Origin of the sequence: Phenylobacterium hankyongense (assembly GCF_003254505.1) — a bacterium.
GTDB lineage: Bacteria > Pseudomonadota > Alphaproteobacteria > Caulobacterales > Caulobacteraceae > Phenylobacterium > Phenylobacterium hankyongense.
Window position 1 is genome coordinate 1,498,314 of sequence record NZ_QFYP01000001.1, and the last position, 16,996, is coordinate 1,515,309.

A 16,996-nucleotide genomic window follows, 5' to 3' on the forward strand; every position below is an offset into this window, starting at 1 on the left:
CCTAATGATGGTGAGGCGGCGGCTCCAGGCAGGTGATGGTGATCCGGGCGCCCGGACCGGCGTCGAGCACCGCGACCTCTGCGCCCAGCTGGCGGGCCAGCGCCTCCACGACGCTGGTGCCGAGGCCCACCCGGGCGGTGGCCGACGCCGGCGGCCGGCCCACGCCATCGTCGGTCACCGAAAGCGTCCAGCCCGGCGGGTGCAGTTCGTAGGCGACGACGATGTGGCCGTCGCGGGTTTCCGGAAAGGCGTGCTTCAGGGCGTTGATCACCAGTTCGGTGACGATGAGGCCGAGGCTGACCGCCTCGCGCGAAGTCACGGTGGCGGCTTCGGCGCGGACGTCCAGCCGGATCGGCCGGGAGTCGCGAATCATCGATGAGCCGAGGCTGCCGCACAGCTTGGTCAGGTACGGCCCCACGTCGACCTCGCCCAGGCTGGCTTGCAGGTGTTGCTGGACCGCGGCCACCGACATCACCCGGTCGTGGGCGTCACGCAGGTGGAGCCGGCTTTCCTCCGACTTCACGGTCCTGGCCTTGAGCAACAGGACGCTGGCGATGATCTGCAGGCTGTTGGCGACCCGGTGCTGCATCTCCTGCAGCAGGACGGCGCGCTCGCGCAGCAGGTCGTCCTTCTCCAGCAGCAGGGAGGCGATCTGGCCGTCGGCCCGCCGGCTATCGGTGACGTCCTCGATCGACAGCATGACCAGGGGCCCGCGGTCGCGGTCGTCGTCCAGCCGCTGGACGTTCAGCATCAGGCGGCGCGGCGCCGCCGACCCCGCGGAGAGGTCGGTCTCATAGGGTGAGATGTCGAGACTGCCGGCCAGCGCGCTCTCGAGCAGTTCGCGCAGCTGGGGGAAGGCCCACTCTCCGGCGCCCAGGTCGTCCAGGGTCCGTCCGTCCGTCAGGTGGGGGGCGATGTCGAACGCGCTGGAGAAGGAGCGGCTGGCGCAGACCACGCGCAGGTCGCGGTCGAACAGCAGCAGCGGCAGGTGCGAGGTGTTGATCAGCGCGCGGGCGAGGCTCAGCCCGAGCTCGCCGCGGGATTCGATGGTCACCATTGTCGGCGAATTCCCCGACGAACGCGGCCGGAGCCGCGAAAGCCTTGCTCGGGTCAGGCGCCGCAGCGACTGACCGCAGTTCGTCTGGGGGCAGCCTACCACACGAGGTTGCGGCGCTGCAGGAATTCGGCGACGGCGGCCAAACGCCAAACGCCCGCCGGATTGCTCCGGCGGGCGCTGGCTTAAGCGGCGGACAGATGATCAGTAGTTGCGGCGGTTGTCCCGCTTGGTCCAGCGGATGCTGCTCCGCAGGGTTTCCAGCTTGGCCTGGATGCGCGCCTCGTCGCGTTGGGCGAGCTGGCCGCGGTAGTGGCGCATCCCCGATTCTTCGCGACGGATGGCGTCCAGCGACCGCAGGGCGCGGTTGGCGTCGCCGCGGCTCAGCGAGCCGTCGTCCATGCCGCGGCGGATGCTCTGGTCCAGCCACGCTTCGCGCGAGGCGATGTCGGGGCGGGTGTTGGCCCAGCTTCCGCGGGTGTCGTAGGAGGCGTTCGACGTATAGCCGGCGGCCGCTGCGGCCGTGGGGATCCAGCGACCGCGGGTGTCATAATAGCCCGAGGTCTGGCCGGCTCTCCAGCGGCCGTTGGCGTCGTAGTAGCCCGGCTCCGCATCGGCGATCCAGGCGCCGTTGGCGCCCTGGTGGCCGGCGGCCTGGCCGGACATCCAGCGACCGTTGGAGTCGTAGTGGCCGGTGGTGGGGCCCGCGACCCAACGGCCCTGGCCGTCGTAGTAGCCGCTGGCGGTGGCCGCAACCCACTGGCCGTCGGCCTCGTAATAGCCCTCGGCCGAGGCCGGGATCCAGTGGCCGTGGGAGTCGTAGTAGCCGCTGGTCGAGGCGGTCGTGCTGGCGGTGACCCAGCGGCCCTGGCCGTCGTAGTAGCCGTTCGGCGCGCCGTCGACCCACTGGCCGTTGCGATCATAATAGCCGGCGGCGTTCGCCTGCTCGACCGCGTTGGCGTGCCAGGCGCCGTTGGTGTCGTAGTAGCCATAGGCGTGGGCGCAGTCGGCGCGGGACTTGCTGACCTGGTTGCCGATCACCGCGCCGCCGACTCCGCCGATCACCGCGCCGGTGGTCTTGTCGCCATGGCCCGCGACCGCACTGCCCAACAGGGCGCCGAGGCCGGCGCCGACGACGGTGCCGGCGACGCGGTTGTTGTGTTGCTGTTCGCAGCTCGTCTGAGCGAACGCGAACGAAGGAAGGAGGGCCGCCGCGGCGATGCCGGCGACGAGCAGATGTTTTCGCATGGAATGGAGCTCCTGGAAAAGATGCATATCTTTCCGCTTGCAACCATAACGCTCAAGCTTGCGAACAGTTCCAGTATCGCGCGAACAATGCGGCGCTGAACTTCGGAATTATTCGGGAGGCGACGAATAAATCGTCGCGCCGTTTCGACCCGGCTTCGGGATTTACTGCCCGCTACCCAGCGGATTGGGCGGGCGCATCGCCCTGCGGCCGTGCAGGCGCTCGAGTTCCTCGCGCAACCGGCCGGCCTCGGCCGAGATGTCGGTGACGTCGGACTGCAGTTGGGCCACCCGCTGGCGCAGGTAGAGGTTCTCGCGCTGCAGGTCCTCGGGCGCGGTCACCGCGACCGGCCTTCGCGCGCGCCGACCAGGGTGTAGACCAGGGGAAAGACGATAGCGGCCAGCACGCAGAGCGCAGAGGCGGCGAAAAGCAGGGACATGGAGATCTCGAAGGGCGCCGCATCGGGAGGATTGACCGCTTCGGTGGCGGCGGCCCGCCCGACGGCGCACGTCCCCTATATGGGGGTCCCGCGACGATCCGCCAGCGCGCAGGATCCACATCGCGCCCCGGAGCGTCCCGCGACGTGCTAGGCTGGGCCATTGCCGGCACGTGCTTTGGGGCCGTCGGCAGCTGAGAGAGCCTTTGCGCTCCCGCCTCCAGCGAGGCCGAACCATGTCGCGACAGCAGCAATATCTCGCCAACGCCCTGACCTGCGCCAAGCGTGGGGCGGCGGCCACCGAGGCCGAGGAGCGGACCGCCTCCGAACAGGCCGAGCAGGCCTGGCTCGTCCTGGCGGGCATCGAGGCGGCCAGGGAGCTGCCGGCGGCCGCGGCGCCCGCCAGCATCCGCCAGGGCCACCGCGCGGGCTGGTACGCCGGCTGAGCCGCCAGCGGCGCCGGAAAGCGTCGCCGTTCGTTGTGGGGTAAGGATCGCGGACCTATGTTCGCGGTCCGTCAGTCTGGACGCCTTCCTTGTTCGCTCGCCTGTTCGGCCGCAATCGTACGCCCGACGTTCCGCCCACCACCGGCGGCCGGCTGGTCTATGCCGTCGGTGACGTGCATGGGCGGCTGGACGCGCTGGAGCCGCTGTTGCGCGACATCGGCCAGGACGTGCTGACCGCCCCGCCGGCCGAGCGGCCGATGCTGATCTTCCTCGGCGACTATGTGGACCGCGGGCCCGAGAGCCGGCAGGTCGTCGACCTGATCCTGCGGATGCAGGCGGACGAGGCCTTCGAGACCGTGGCGCTGAAGGGCAACCACGAGGAGGCCCTGCTGCAGTTCCTCGACGATCCGAGCTTCGGGGCGACCTGGATGGAGCACGGCGGCGGCCCGACCCTGGTCTCCTACGGCGTGCAGCCCCCCGCGACCCGCACCGACGCGGAAGCCTGGCAGCGGGTGCGCGACGCCTTCGACAAGGCCCTGCCGGCCGACCACCGGAGCTTCTTCGGAAACCTGCGGCTGATGGAGACGGTGGGCGACTACGCCTTCGTCCACGCCGGCGTGCGGCCCGGGGTGCCGCTGGAGCAACAGGCCGAGCGCGACCTCCTGTGGATCCGTCATGAGTTCCTGCAGGACCGTGGCCCGTTCGGGAAGGTGATCGTCCACGGCCACACCCCGGCCGAGGAGCCGCAACTGATGAAGCACCGGCTGGGCGTCGACACCGGCGCCTACGCCACCGGCCTGCTCACCGCCGTGCGCCTGCGCGACGAAGGCCAGACCCTGATCCAGGCCCGCGCGCGGCGGGGGTAGCGGCCCGCGGCTAGTGGGCGTCGTCCCAGTTGGCGGCGGCGCGGGCCTCGACCACCAGCGGCACGGACAGGGCCACCGCCGGCTCCGGCGCCGATTCCATCACCCGCTTGGCCACCGCGATCACCGCCTCGGCCTCGGCTTCCGGGGCCTCGAACACCAGTTCGTCGTGCACCTGCAGCAGCATGCGCGCCGTCAGGCCCTCGGCTCTGAGGGCGTCGGGCATGCGCACCATGGCCCGGCGGATCACGTCGGCGGCGGCGCCCTGGATCGGGGCGTTGATCGCCGCGCGGTCGGCGAAGGACCGCTCCGCCTGGCTCTTGCCGCGCGCCGCCGGGATGTGGACCTTGCGGCCGAAGATGGTGGTCACGAAGGCTTGGCTGCGGACCTGCTGGATCATGCGGTCCATGTAGGTGCGGATCCCCGGGAAGCGGTCGAAGTAGGTCTTGATGTAGGCGCCGGCCTCCTCGCGGGGGATCGACAGCTGGTTGGCCAGGCCGAAGGCCGAGATGCCGTAGACGATGCCGAAGTTGATCGCCTTGGCGCGCCGGCGGGTCTCGGCCGGCATGCCTTCCACCGGCACCCCGAACATCTCCGAGGCGGTCATGGCGTGGATGTCGAGGCCGTCCTTGAACGCCTGCTTCAGCTGCGGGATGTCGCCGATGTGGGCCAACAGGCGCAGCTCGATCTGGCTGTAGTCGGCGCTGATCAGCACGTGGCCGGGCTCGGCGATGAAGGCCTTGCGGATCTTGCGGCCCTCCTCGGTGCGGACCGGGATGTTCTGCAGGTTGGGGTCGGACGAGGCGAGGCGCCCGGTGGTGGCGGCCGCCAGGCTGAAGGAGGTGTGCACCCGGCCGGTGCGGGGCGAGATCGCCGCCACCAGGTTGTCGGTGTAGGTGCCCTTCAGCTTCGACAGCTGGCGCCAGTCCAGGAGGGTGCGCGGCAGCTCGTGGCCCTGGGCGGCCAGATCCTCCAGCACCGAGGCGTCGGTGGAGGTCGCGCCGGTGCCGGTGGTCTTGCCGGTGGCCAAGCCCATCTCCTGGTACAGCACCTCGCCGATCTGCTTCGGCGAGCCGAGGTTGAACGGCCGGCCGGCCAGCCGGTGGGCCTCGATCTCCAGCTCGCCCATCCGCACCGCGAAGTCGTTGGACAACTGGCGCAGCCGCTCGGGGTCGACCTTGACGCCGGCCAGCTCCATCTCGACCAGCACCTTCGGCAGCGGCCGCTCCAGGGTCTCGTAGACGGTCAGCAGGTGCTCGTGCGCCAGCCGCGGCCGCAGGTGCTCGTAGAGCCGCAGGGTGACGTCGGAGTCCTCGGCCGCGTAGCAGGTCGCCTCGCTCAGCGGCACGTGCTTGAAGCTCTTCTGCGCCTTGCCGGCCCCGGCCACGGTCTTGAAGCTGATCGGCTCGTGGTCCAGCCAGCGCTTGGCGAGCTCGTCCATGCCGTGGCTCTTGTGCAGCCCCGCTTCCAGCACGAAGCTGATCAGCATGGTGTCGTCGATCGGCCCGACCTCGATCCCGTAGCGGGAGAGGACGGCCATGTCGTACTTGGCGTTCTGCGCCACCTTCAGGACCGCGGGGTCCTCCAGCAGCGGCTTGAGCCGGGCGATCACCTCTTCGCAAGGGATCTGCGCCAGGTCGGCGGGCTCCTCGAAGTCGAGGCCGCCGGCGGCCTCGTCCTGGTGGCCGACCGGGATGTAGCAGGCCTCGCCCGGCGCCACGGCCAGGGACACGCCGCACAGCTCGGCGCTGGCCGAGGACAGCGCGTCGGTCTCGGTGTCGAAGGCGACGATCCCCGCCGCCCGCGCCCGGGCGATCCAGGCGTCCAGGGTCTCGACGTCGCGGACGCACTGGTAGGTGGTGACGTCGATGGCGGCGTGCTGCGGGACCTGCGGTCCCTTGGTCTCGGCGGGAGCCGGGGTCGCCGTCGGGGCCGCGCCGCCGCGCGCCTCCACCACCCGCCGCGCCAGGGTGCGGAACTCCATCAGCTCCAGGAAGTCGGCGAGCACCTGCGGGTCGGGGTCCTCCACCGCCAGCTCGTCGATCGGGCTCGGCAGCGGGGTGTCGCAGTCCAGCCGCACCAGTTCCCGCGACAGCCGCACCTGGTCGGCGAAGTCGATCAGCGTCTGGCGGCGCTTGTCCTGCTTGATCTCGTGGGCGCGCGACAACAGCGTATCGAGATCGCCGTATTCGAGGATCAGGGCCGAGGCGGTCTTGATGCCGATGCCCGGGGCGCCGGGGACGTTGTCCACCGAGTCGCCGCACAGGGCCTGCACATCGACGACCTTGTCCGGCGGAACGCCGAACTTCTCGACGACCTGCTCGGGCCCGATGCGGACGTTCTTCATGGTGTCCAGCATGGTGACCTGCGGGCCCACCAGCTGCATCAGGTCCTTGTCGGAGGAGACGATGACCACCTCGCCGCCGAAGTCGCGGACCTTGCAGGCGTAGGCGGCGATCAGGTCGTCGGCCTCGTAGCCGGGCAGCTCCAGGCAGGGCACACCGAACGCCCGGGTGGCGTCGCGCACCAGCGGGAACTGCGGCCGCAGATCCTCCGGCGGCGGCGGGCGGTGGGCCTTGTACTTGTCGTAGAGCTTGTTGCGGAAGGTCTGCTCGGAATGGTCGAACACCACCGCCAGGTGGGTCGGCGCGTCGTCCGAGGCCTTCATGTCGACCAGCAGCTTCCACAGCATGTTGCAGAAGCCCTGCACCGCGCCCACCGGCAGGCCGTCCGACTTGCGGGTCAGCGGCGGCAGGGCGTGGAAGGCGCGGAAGATGAACCCCGACCCGTCCACCAGGTAGAGCCGGACCTTGGGTCCGTCCTGCGTCGGTTCGCGCGGGATCTCGTCCAGGGTCTGCGGGGCGGCGTCGAGCGTGTCGGTCATGAGGGCAAGATAGGGCGGCCGGGCGCGAAGGTCATCTGCGACGAAGCGGCGAGCCCATCCTCGTTCGTCATGGCCCGGCTCGTCCGGGCCACCCAGCCCAAAGCCGTTCCGCGGTTGACGACGTTCGGCCTTGGGATGGATCACCCGGACGAGCCGGGTGATGACGAGTTCAGACGGAGAACCGCGTGTTGAGGTTGGGCAGGCCCTCGGCCCCCGCGGAGAAGGCGGCCGCCTCGCCGCTTTCCAGGTAGCCGGCGACCGCCTTGCCGAGGGTGGCGTAGGCGGCGCGGAACGGCGAGGTCGCCGAGCTCAGCCGCCGCACGCCCAGCGCCTGCAGCCGCGCGGCCGGCGACAGGCCCGGCAGCAGCATGATGTTCAGCGGCAGGTGGATGGCGTCCGCCAGTCGGCCGATCAGGTCGTCGTCCTTCGGCCCGGGCACGAAGATGCCGTCCGCGCCCGCGGTCCGGTAGCGCTCCGCCCGCTGCACGGTCTCGGCATAGGCGGCGGAGCCCTCGGCCAGCCCCTTCAGATAGACGTCGATGCGGGCGTTGATGAACAGCGGGACCCCGGCCCGGTCGGCGGCCTGGCGCACCGCCTCGACCTTGCGGGCATGCAGCTCGGGGTCGCGCGTTCCGTCCTCGAAGTTGATCCCCACCGCGCCGGCCTGGATCAGCCGCGCGATGAACTCGCCCAGTTGGCCGAGGTCGTCGGTGTAGCCGCCCTCCACGTCGGCGGTCACCGGGACCGAGACCACCCGCGCCACCTCGGCGACGGTGGTCAGCACCTTGTCGGTCGGCACGGCGTCGCCGTCCGGATAGCCGTGCGCCCAGGCCACCGCCGCCGAGGAAGTCGCCACCGCCTTGGCGCCGGCGTCCTCCATGATCGCCGCGCTCGCCGCATCCCAGGCGTTCGGCAGCACCAGGATCTCGGCGCCATGGTGCAGGGTCTTGAACTGCTCGGCCTTGCTGGTCTGGTCCATCCGGATCTCCTCCGCTCAAGCTCGTTGCCCCAATATGGGGAGGATTGCGATGCGCCGCTCGCGGAAAACGGACCTCGACGCAGCGTCGCACGCGCGCGCGAAACCCTGCCCGCGCCCGAGAAACCCTGTATGACCGCGGCGTGACCTCCACGGCCCTCACCCGCCTGACCCTCTCGGACTTCCGCTCCTACGCGACGGCCGAGCTCGTCCTGAGCGGGGCGCCGGTGTTCCTGGTGGGGCCGAACGGGGCGGGGAAGACCAACCTCCTGGAGGCGGTGAGCTTCTTCACCCCGGGCCGCGGCCTGCGCGGGGCGAGCCTGGCCGAGGTCGGCCGCCGGCTGCCGGGCGAGGCCCAGGGCCGCGCCTGGGCGGTGGCGGCGGTGATCTCCGCCGACGGCGAGGAGACCCGGCTCGGCACCGGCGTCGAGCAGGCCGGCGCCGCGCGGCGCACCGTGCGCCTGGAGGCCGAGACCGTGCCGCCCGGCCGGTTGGCCGAGCACCTGCGGCAGGTCTGGCTGACCCCGGCCCAGGACCGGCTGTTCCTGGAGGGGGCCGGCGAGCGGCGCAGGTTCTTCGACCGGCTGGTGTTCGCCGCCGAGCCCCGCCACGCCGCCCACGCCCAGGTCTACGACAAGGCCAACCGCGAGCGCATGCGCCTGCTTACCGACGGCCCGGCCGATCCGGTCTGGCTCGACGCCCTGGAGGCCCGGCTGGCGGAGGCCGGCGCCCTGATGGCCGAGGCCCGCGCCCGGACGCTGGCGGCCCTGCAGGACGAGATCGACACCCGCGGCGAGCGGCCCTTTCCGCAAGCGCAGCTCAGCCTCACCGGCGAGTGGGAGCAGATGGCGGCCGAAGGCGCCGAGATCGCCGACATCGAGGCGAAGCTGGCCCGCGCCCTGGCCGCGGCCCGCGACCGCGACGCCGCCGCCGGCCGCGCCCTGACGGGCCCGCACCGCGGCGACCTGGCGGTGATCCACGCCGAAAAGGACCGCCCCGCCGCCGAATGCTCGACCGGCGAGCAGAAAGCGCTGATTTTGAACCTCGTTCTGGCCCAGGCGGCGCGTCTTGCGCGTGCAGAATCAGCGCCAAACCCTATATTGTTGCTGGACGAAGTCGCAGCGCACCTGGACCGCCGCCGGCGGGCCGCGCTGTTCGACGAGATCGAGGCGCTCGGGCTCCAGGCCTTCCTGACCGGAACCGACGAGCACCTGTTTGAAGACCTGCAAGGCCGGGCCCAGGGGGTCCGTGTGGACGCCTCCGGCCTCGCCATCCTGGACACGCAATGACCGACGAGACGCAGATCCCCGACAACACGCCCGAGAACAACGGCCAGGCCGAGTACGGCGCTGAATCGATCAAGGTCCTGAAGGGCCTGGATGCGGTGCGCAAGCGGCCGGGCATGTACATCGGCGACACCGACGACGGCTCGGGCCTGCACCACATGGTCTACGAGGTGGTGGACAACGCCATCGACGAGACCCTGGCCGGCTGGGCGACGCGGGTGGAGGTGATCCTCAACGCCGACGGCTCGGTCACCGTCACCGACGACGGCCGCGGGATCCCCACCGACATCCACGAGGGCGAGGGCATCTCGGCGGCCGAGGTGATCATGACCCAGCTGCACGCCGGCGGGAAATTCGACCAGAACTCCTACAAGGTCTCCGGCGGCCTGCACGGGGTCGGCGTCTCGGTGGTCAACGCGCTGTCCGAGTGGCTGAAGCTGAAGGTCTATCGCGGCGGCATCGCCCACGAGATGGAATTCCGGAACGGCGACGCGGTCTCGCCGCTGGCGGTGACCGGCAAGGCGCCGCTGCGCGAGAACGGCGAGTTCCTGTCGGGCACCGAAGTCACCTTCTTGCCGTCGCTGCAGACCTTCGCCTTCATCGACTTCGACCGGAAGACCCTGGAGCACCGGCTGCGCGAGCTCGCCTTCCTGAACTCCGGCGTGACCATCTGGCTGAAGGACAACCGCGAGGCCGAGCCGTTCGTCGAGGTGATGCACTACGAGGGCGGCATCGAGGCCTTCGTGCGCCACCTGGACAAGGCCAAGACGCCGCTCCTGAAGACCCCGATCGTCATCCGCGGCAAGCGCGAGAACGTCGAGCTGGACCTGTCGCTGTGGTGGAACGACGGCTACCACGAGAACGTCCTGTGCTTCACGAACAACATCCCGCAGCGCGACGGCGGCACCCACCTGGCGGCGTTCCGCTCGGCCCTGACGCGGATCATCTCCAACTATGCGGAGAGTTCCGGCGCGGCGAAGCGCGAGAAGGTCTCGGTGTCCGGCGAGGACGCCCGCGAGGGCCTGACCTGCGTGCTGTCGGTGAAGGTGCCGGACCCGAAGTTCTCCTCCCAGACCAAGGACAAGCTGGTCTCCTCCGAGGTGCGTCCGGCCGTCGAGGGCCTGGTGCAGGAGGGGCTCGCCAGCTGGTTCGAGGAGCATCCCACCGAGGCGCGGCTGATCGTCCAGAAGATCGCCGAGGCGGCCGCCGCCCGCGAGGCGGCCCGCAAGGCGCGTGAGCTGACGCGGCGCAAGTCGGCGCTGGATATCTCGTCCCTGCCCGGCAAGCTCGCCGACTGCGCCGAGAAGGACCCGGCCAAGTCCGAGATCTTCATCGTCGAGGGGGATTCGGCCGGCGGCTCGGCCAAGCAGGCCCGCAACCGCGACAACCAGGCGATCCTGCCGCTGCGGGGCAAGATCCTCAACGTCGAGCGCGCCCGCTTCGACAAGATGCTGGGCTCCGAGCAGATCGGCACCCTGATCACCGCCCTGGGCGCCGGCATCGGCAGCGAAGACTTCAATATCGAGAAGCTGCGCTACCACAAGATCGTGCTGATGACCGACGCCGACGTCGACGGCGCCCACATCCGCACCCTGCTCTTGACCTTCTTCTACCGGCAGATGCCGGAGGTGATCGAGCGCGGCTACCTCTATATCGCCCAGCCGCCGCTCTATAAGGCCTCCAAGGGCAAGTCGGTGCGCTACCTGAAGGACGATCCCGAGCTCGAGATCTACCTGATCGACGAGGGCGTCGAGGGGGCCACCCTGGAGCTCTCCAGCGGCGAGCGGCTGACCGGCCGCGACCTGCTGGCCATGGTGCAGACCGCCCGCGGGGCCAAGGCCAACGTCGAGCGGCTGGCCGCCCGGGCCCCGGCCTTCGCCATCGAGCAGGCGGCGCTGGCCGGCCTGCTGGCCGAGGGCGGCGACCCCGCCGCGGCGGCGAAGCGGCTGGACCTCTACGCCGAGGAGGGCGACGGGGCCTGGACCGGCGAGCCCGGGGCGCAGAACAGCTACGTGTTCTCGCGCGTGAAGCGCGGCGTCTCCGAGCGCATCGTGCTTGACGAGTTGCTGCTGCACGCCGCCGACGCGCGCCGCCTGGCGGAACGCTCGAAGGAGCTGGCGGAGATCTTCTCCGGCCGCGCGACCTACACCCGCAAGGACCGCACCACCCAGGTCCGCGGCCCCATCGACCTGGTCAATGCGGTGATGGACAACGGCCGCCGCGGCCTCTCCGTGCAGCGCTACAAGGGCCTCGGCGAGATGAACGCCGACCAGCTCTGGGAGACCACGCTGGACGCCAACGCCCGCACCCTGCTGCAGGTCAAGGTCACCCACAGCGACGACGCCAGCGACATGTTCAGCCGGCTGATGGGCGACCTGGTCGAGCCGCGCCGCGAGTTCATCCAGGAGAACGCCCTCGACGCCGAGGTCGACGTCTAGGCCAAGCGCCACCGGTGCAGAAATGTCCCACCGGCGTCCGAAAATGAGCCCCGAAGGCTTCCGATCGGCCCGCCTGCGTGACACTAGAGTGACGTCAGTGTGTCGGTTTCGCTAAACGCTCCTCCAGGGTAGCGCCGGTTCGGCGCGACAGGGGATGTGGCGATGATCCGGATGAGCTCGCGGCGGTCGGCGCTGACGATGGGCGCGGCGGCGGCCGCAATGGCGCTGGGCGCCGGTTTCGCCGGCCAGGCGATGGCCCAGGAGGCGGGGCCGACCGTCCTCGGCGAGGTGGTGGTGACCGCCCAGAAGAGGCTGGAGAACATCAACGACGTCCCGGTCTCGGTGACCGCGATGGGCGGCGAGAAGCTGGACGTCATCCGCTCCTCGGGCGGCGACATCCGGGTGCTGTCCTCGCGGGCGCCCAGCCTGACGCTGGAATCCAGCTTCGGCCGCACCTTCCCGCGGCCCTATATCCGCGGGCTCGGCAACACCGACTTCGACCTCAACGCCTCGCAGCCGGTGTCCTTCGTCTATGACGACGTGGTGCTGGAGAGTCCGATCCTGAAGGGCTTCCCGCTCTTCGACATCGACCAGGTGGAAGTGCTGCGCGGGCCGCAAGGCACCCTGTTCGGCCGCAACACCCCGGCCGGGGTGCTGAAGTTCGACTCCGCCAAGCCCGGCCAGACCTTCGGCGGCTACGCCCAGGCCTCCTACGCGACCTACGGGACCACCAACCTCGAGGGCGCGGTCTCCGGCCCGATCGTCCCGGACGTCCTGGCCGGCCGCATCTCGGCGCTCTACCAGCACCGCGACGACTGGATCGACAACACCTTCACCCATCAGGACAACGCCACCGGCGGCTACGACGAGTACGCCCTGCGCGGCCAGCTGCTCTACACCCCGAACAGCCAGTTCAGCGCGCTGGCCAACGTCCACTACATGCACCTGGACGGCACGCCGCAGATCTTCCGCGCCAACATCATCCAGAAGGGGACCAACGACTTCGTCCCCGGCTTCGACCCGGAGAAGATCGCCCAGGACGCCCAGACGCGGTCGTTCCAGAAGGTCGAGGCCAAGGGCGCCAACCTGAAGCTGACCTATGACCTGGGCGGCCCGGTGCTGACCTCGATCACCGGCTACGAGGCGGTCACCGCCCTGTCGCACGGCGACATCGACGGCGGCTTCGGCGCGGTCTTCGCCCCGCCCTCCGGCCCCGGCCTCATCCCCTTCCCGTCGGAAAGCGCCGACGGCATGCCCTATCATGCGCAATGGAGCGAGGAGCTGCGGCTGGCCGGCCAGCGCGACGCCCTGAGCTACACCGTGGGCGCCTTCTACTTCTTCGAAGACGTCAAGATCGACAGCTTCGACTACAACACCCTCGCCGGCGGGGCGCAGGACGGCTACGCCTACCAGCACCAGAAGACCACCTCCTGGGCGCTGTTCGGCAACGCAGACTACAAGCTCACCCCGCAATGGACGGTGGGCGGCGGCCTTCGCTATTCCAACGACAAGAAGGACTTCCTGGCCCAGCGGCTGGTCTCGCCGTTCGGCGCGCCGCCGACGCCGGTGCTGCGCGCCAACCCCAACAGCGACGACGTCAGCTTCAACCTCAACACCACCTATGCGCTGAGCGACACCGCCAACCTCTACGCCCGGATCGCCAAGGGCTACCGCGCGCCCTCGATCCAGGGCCGGCTGCTGTTCGGCGACACCATCTCCGTCGCCACCAAGGAGACGCTGATGTCCTACGAGGCCGGCTACAAGGCCGACCTGTTCGACCGCCGCGTGCGCCTGGACGCCGACGTCTTCTACTACCGCGTGAACGACCTGCAGCTCACCGCGGTGGGCGGCGGGGCCAACTTCAACCGGCTGATCAACGCCAGGCACGCCACCGGCTACGGCTTCGAGTTCAACGGCGAGGCGCAGCCGGTCGAGCACCTGCTGCTGACCGCGGGCCTGTCCTACAACCACACCGAGATCGACGACCCGAACCTGGTCACCCAGCCCTGCGGCGGCGGCTGCACCGTGCTGGATCCGGCCGGCGCCGTGCCCGGGACGGTCAATATCGACGGCAACAGCCTGCCCAATGCGCCGCGCTGGATCGCCAACCTGACGGCGCGCTACGCCATTCCGTACGGCGAGGGCGAGTTCTTCGTGTTCACCGACTGGGCCTACCGCTCGAAGATCAACTTCTTCCTCTACAACTCGGTGGAGTTCACCGACGACCACCTGCTGGAAGGCGGCCTGCGGCTCGGCTACCGGGCGGCGGGCGGCAAGTGGGAAGCCGCGCTCTTCGGGCGCAACATCACCGACGACCGCTCGCTGGAAGGCGGCATCGACTTCAACAACCTGACCGGCTTCATCAACGACCCCCGCACCATCGGCGTCGAGGTGAAGACGACGTTCTGACGATCGCGCCTAGCCCTCGAAGCCGCTGACGACTTCGAGCACCGCCTCGCCGTAGCGGGCGAGCTTGCCTTCGCCGACGCCGTTGAGGCGCTCCAGGGCGGCGCGGCTGCCGGGGCGCACGCGGGCGATCTCGGCCAGGGTGCGGTCGTGGAAGATCACATAGGGCGGCACGTGCTGCGACTTGGCCTCGCTGGAGCGCCAGGCCCGCAGCGCCTCGAACAGCGGCTGGTCGGCGGGGGGCAGGGCGGCCATGGCCTCGCGGCCCCGCTTGCGGGTGCGGCCGCCGGCGCGGCCTGAGTCCTCCGGCCCCTCCGGATGCTTGCGCATGGCCACGCGCCGCTCGCCGCGGAACACCGCCCGCACGGCCTCGGCGTCGCCCAGTCCCACCAGAGGACGGCCGTCGTTGGGGTCCTCGCGCAACAGCCCCTCGAACAGCAGCTGTTCGGTCAGGTCGCGCCACTGGGTGGCGTTGAACTCGGTCCCGATGCCCCAGGTGGAGAGCGAGGATTCCTGGGCGCTGACGTCCTTGGTCTTGCCCAGCAGGTGATCGACCAGGCGCCCGCGGCCGAAGCGGCCGGCCAGCCGGTGGGCGGCGGACAGGGCCTTCTGCGCCGCCTCGGTGGCGTCGGTGGTCTCCACGGCGCCGGTGCACAGGTCGCACTGGCCGCAGGCCTCGACGCCCTCCTCGCCGAAGTAGCGGCGCACCGCGCCGGCCCGGCAGCCGGTGCCGTCCAGCAGGGTGTAGAGCTGGCGGACCTTGCGGACCTGCACCTGCTTGACCTGCTCGTCCACGTCGCGCTCGCCGATCCGGCGCAGGGCCCAGGCGAGGTCGGAGGCGCCGTAGAGGGTGATCCCCTCGGCCGGGTCGCCGTCGCGGCCGGCGCGGCCGATCTCCTGCCAGTAGGCCTCGATGGAGGCGGGCGGATCGGCGTGGATGACGAAGCGCACGTCCGGCTTGTCGACCCCCATGCCGAAGGCGATGGTCGCCACCATCACCGCCGCGTCGGCCTCTAGGAATTCCTCCAGCCGCTGGGTGCGCAGGGTCCGTTCCAGGCCGGCGTGGTAGGCCAGCGCCGGCACGCCGGCGGCGCGCAGGGCCTCGGCGATCTTCTCCGTGCCGTCGCGGGAGCCGGCGTAGACCACGCCGGAGCGGTTGGGCCGGGCGGTGACCAGCTCCACCACCCGCTTCTGCGCCGCGCCGCGCTTGCGCTCCGCCGACAGGATCAGCTCCGGCCGCGCGAAGCTGGCCACGAACTCCCTGGAGCCGGTGAGCTTCAGCTCGCCGCGGATGTCGTCGCGGGTGCGGGCGTCGGCGGTGGCGGTGACCGCCAGCCGCGGCACGTCGGGGAAGATCTCCGCCAGCCGCCCTAGCATCCGGTACTCGGGGCGGAAGTCGTGGCCCCACTGGCTGACGCAGTGGGCTTCGTCGATGGCGATCAGCGCCAGCGGCGTGCGCGCCAGCCGGTCCATCATCCAGGGCTGCATCAGCCCTTCCGGCGACAGGTAGAGGAGGTCGAGCTCGCCGGCGTCGATCCGCCGCCAGGTCTCGGCCTTCTCGGAGGGGTCGATGTTGGAATCCAGCCGCGCCGCCGCCACGCCGGACTGCTGCATGGCCGCCACCTGGTCGGTCATCAGCGCGATCAGCGGCGAGACCACCAGCCCCAGGCCCGGGCGGATCATACTGGGGATCTGGTAGCAGAGGCTCTTGCCGCCGCCGGTGGGCAGCACCGCCAGCGCGCTGCGGCCCGCCAGCACCTCGGCGATGACGTCGGCCTGCATGCCGCGGAAATCCGCGTGGCCGAAGGTGCGTCGCAGGATCTCCCGCGCCTGGTCGAGCGGGGTCAGGTCAGGTTCGGCGAGGGCGACGGGCATCGCGCCGGTTATGGGGCCGACTCAGCCCGAACGCCATGCGTCGCAAAGGCAATCCTTCTTCCGCAAGGGGAGGAGGATCACGGATGCGCGGCGGCGGCCTCGGTCTTGATCTGGGTCAGGGCGGCCTGCGCTTTGGCGATCGCCGCGGCGTCGTGCTTGCCCTTCGCCGCCACCAGCTGGCCGGTGGCCTCCATCTCGCGCACCGGCAGCAGGTGGGAGTTGTCCGCGTGCTTGAAGGGGCCGGTCTGGATGCGCTCCAGGATCGCCCGCTGGCGTTTGGCTTCCGGGGTGTCGCCGACGCCGTAGCTGAAGATGAACTTCGCCACCTTGGCCTTGGTGGCCGGGTCGAGGTCGGCGCGCCAGATCATCGGGTCCTCCGGAATGGTCGGCGAGCGCCAGATCACCTCGAGGCTGGCCAGCGTCTTGCGGGCCAGGGGCGTGTCGATCGCGCCCAGCCGGTCAATGGAGCGGGTGTTGTTGGTCGCCGCCGGCAGCACGCCGGAGCCCACCGCATAGAGGTTCGCCTCGGCGTTGGCGGAGCGCACGGTCTTGAAGCAGGTGGCGGGGTCGAGGCCGCGCGGCCCGAACAGGTAGGTCATCGGCGCCAGGGTGCCGGACGTGGACTTGGCGTCGCCCATGCCGAAGTCGAGGGTGCGGTCGCACTTCAGGATGCGGTCGAGGGTGATCCCGGAGCCCTTCCGGACGATGATCACCCCCTGGTAGCCGTCCGGCCCGGTGGGATGGGTGGTGCGGGCGAACACCTCGCCCCCGGCCCGGCGCACCGCCTCCAGGCCCGACTGGTTGGTGAACCAGCCGAGGTCCGCCTGCTTGAAGCGCAGCGCCTCGATCAGCGCCGAATAGTTGCTGCCGAAGAACGGCTTCACCTTCATGCCGGTGGCGGCCTCCATGTCCTTCAGGAACGGGCCCCACTCCTGCAGCTGGGTCTGGGCGCCCTCGGTGGAGACGATGGAGAAGGTCAGCGTCTGCGGCGCGGCGGTCTTCGGCGCGGGCTTCGAGCAGCCGGCGAGGGCCGCGAGCGCGACGGCCAAGGCGAGGCGACGTGTGATCATCTGCGGTTCCCCCTGG

At 70.5% G+C, this 16,996-nt stretch carries 12 protein-coding genes; 5 read left to right on the forward strand and 7 right to left on the reverse strand.

The genetic code is table 11. The annotated features are described in order from the left end of the window. Position 1: 1 nt before the first annotated feature. The 3 genes from DJ021_RS07250 to DJ021_RS18840 all read right to left on the reverse strand — a co-directional run bounded on the left by DJ021_RS07250 (position 2) and on the right by DJ021_RS18840 (position 2,641). Positions 2-1,057, reverse strand: coding sequence for a sensor histidine kinase (locus tag DJ021_RS07250; RefSeq protein WP_111456905.1), 1,056 nt, complete (start codon positions 1,055-1,057; stop codon positions 2-4). Positions 1,058-1,258: 201 nt separating this feature from the next. After that, positions 1,259-2,302 carry a glycine zipper 2TM domain-containing protein gene (locus DJ021_RS07255; RefSeq protein WP_243625923.1) on the reverse strand — a complete coding sequence of 348 codons (1,044 nt, stop codon included), beginning with the start codon at positions 2,300-2,302 and terminating at the stop codon, positions 1,259-1,261. Positions 2,303-2,464: 162 nt separating this feature from the next. Continuing rightward, positions 2,465-2,641, reverse strand: coding sequence for a hypothetical protein (locus DJ021_RS18840; RefSeq protein WP_165837140.1), 177 nt, complete (start codon positions 2,639-2,641; stop codon positions 2,465-2,467). A 331-nt stretch (positions 2,642-2,972) separates the two neighbouring features. On the opposite strand from DJ021_RS18840, the gene DJ021_RS07260 reads away from it, so the two are divergent. Both DJ021_RS07260 and DJ021_RS07265 read left to right on the forward strand, forming a co-directional pair. Continuing rightward, positions 2,973-3,182, forward strand: coding sequence for a hypothetical protein (locus DJ021_RS07260; RefSeq protein WP_111456907.1), 210 nt, complete (start codon positions 2,973-2,975; stop codon positions 3,180-3,182). Between the two features lie 89 nt (positions 3,183-3,271). Beyond that, positions 3,272-4,048 (forward strand): metallophosphoesterase family protein, encoded by a 777-nt coding sequence (locus DJ021_RS07265; RefSeq protein WP_207801787.1) that lies wholly within the window; start codon positions 3,272-3,274, stop codon positions 4,046-4,048. 10 nt (positions 4,049-4,058) lie between these two features. On the opposite strand, the gene polA is transcribed toward DJ021_RS07265, so the two are convergent. Then, positions 4,059-6,929 carry a DNA polymerase I gene (gene polA / locus DJ021_RS07270; RefSeq protein WP_111456908.1) on the reverse strand — a complete coding sequence of 957 codons (2,871 nt, stop codon included), beginning with the start codon at positions 6,927-6,929 and terminating at the stop codon, positions 4,059-4,061. Between the two features lie 169 nt (positions 6,930-7,098). Further along, positions 7,099-7,908, reverse strand: a complete 810-nt coding sequence (locus DJ021_RS07275; RefSeq protein WP_111456909.1) for an isocitrate lyase/PEP mutase family protein — start codon at positions 7,906-7,908, stop codon at positions 7,099-7,101. Between the two features lie 140 nt (positions 7,909-8,048). Between DJ021_RS07275 and recF the strand changes: the two genes are divergently transcribed. The 3 genes from recF (at position 8,049) to DJ021_RS07290 (ending at position 14,038) form a co-directional block, all read left to right on the forward strand. Further along, positions 8,049-9,194, forward strand: a complete 1,146-nt coding sequence (recF, locus tag DJ021_RS07280) for a DNA replication/repair protein RecF (RefSeq protein WP_111456910.1) — start codon at positions 8,049-8,051, stop codon at positions 9,192-9,194. Continuing rightward, positions 9,191-11,629 carry a DNA topoisomerase (ATP-hydrolyzing) subunit B gene (gene gyrB / locus DJ021_RS07285; RefSeq protein ID WP_111456911.1) on the forward strand — a complete coding sequence of 813 codons (2,439 nt, stop codon included), beginning with the start codon at positions 9,191-9,193 and terminating at the stop codon, positions 11,627-11,629. The genes recF and gyrB overlap by 4 nt, the downstream gene beginning before the upstream one ends. Positions 11,630-11,791: 162 nt before the next feature. After that, on the forward strand, positions 11,792-14,038 hold the full coding sequence (locus tag DJ021_RS07290; RefSeq protein WP_111456912.1) for a TonB-dependent receptor: 2,247 nt from the start codon (positions 11,792-11,794) through the stop codon (positions 14,036-14,038). A 9-nt stretch (positions 14,039-14,047) separates the two neighbouring features. On the opposite strand, the gene recQ is transcribed toward DJ021_RS07290, so the two are convergent. Together recQ and phnD are read right to left on the reverse strand one after the other, a co-directional pair. Then, positions 14,048-15,910: a DNA helicase RecQ gene (gene recQ, locus DJ021_RS07295; RefSeq protein ID WP_111456913.1), complete on the reverse strand. Its 1,863-nt coding sequence runs from the start codon at positions 15,908-15,910 to the stop codon at positions 14,048-14,050. Between the two features lie 77 nt (positions 15,911-15,987). Then, positions 15,988-16,980 carry a phosphate/phosphite/phosphonate ABC transporter substrate-binding protein gene (phnD, locus tag DJ021_RS07300; protein ID WP_111456914.1) on the reverse strand — a complete coding sequence of 331 codons (993 nt, stop codon included), beginning with the start codon at positions 16,978-16,980 and terminating at the stop codon, positions 15,988-15,990. Positions 16,981-16,996: the final 16 nt, after the last annotated feature.

Bases quoted from the DNA above. Each gene is read 5' to 3' on its own strand.
- recQ (WP_111456913.1), bottom strand. From the start codon at position 15,910: ATGCCCGTCGCCCTCGCCGAACCTGACCTGACCCCGCTCGACCAGGCG.
- DJ021_RS07260 (WP_111456907.1), top strand. From the start codon at position 2,973: ATGTCGCGACAGCAGCAATATCTCGCCAACGCCCTGACCTGCGCCAAG.
- polA (WP_111456908.1), bottom strand. From the start codon at position 6,929: ATGACCGACACGCTCGACGCCGCCCCGCAGACCCTGGACGAGATCCCG.
- DJ021_RS07250 (WP_111456905.1), bottom strand. From the start codon at position 1,057: ATGGTGACCATCGAATCCCGCGGCGAGCTCGGGCTGAGCCTCGCCCGC.
- phnD (WP_111456914.1), bottom strand. From the start codon at position 16,980: ATGATCACACGTCGCCTCGCCTTGGCCGTCGCGCTCGCGGCCCTCGCC.
- DJ021_RS07255 (WP_243625923.1), bottom strand. From the start codon at position 2,302: ATGCGAAAACATCTGCTCGTCGCCGGCATCGCCGCGGCGGCCCTCCTT.
- DJ021_RS07290 (WP_111456912.1), top strand. From the start codon at position 11,792: ATGATCCGGATGAGCTCGCGGCGGTCGGCGCTGACGATGGGCGCGGCG.
- gyrB (WP_111456911.1), top strand. From the start codon at position 9,191: ATGACCGACGAGACGCAGATCCCCGACAACACGCCCGAGAACAACGGC.
- DJ021_RS07275 (WP_111456909.1), bottom strand. From the start codon at position 7,908: ATGGACCAGACCAGCAAGGCCGAGCAGTTCAAGACCCTGCACCATGGC.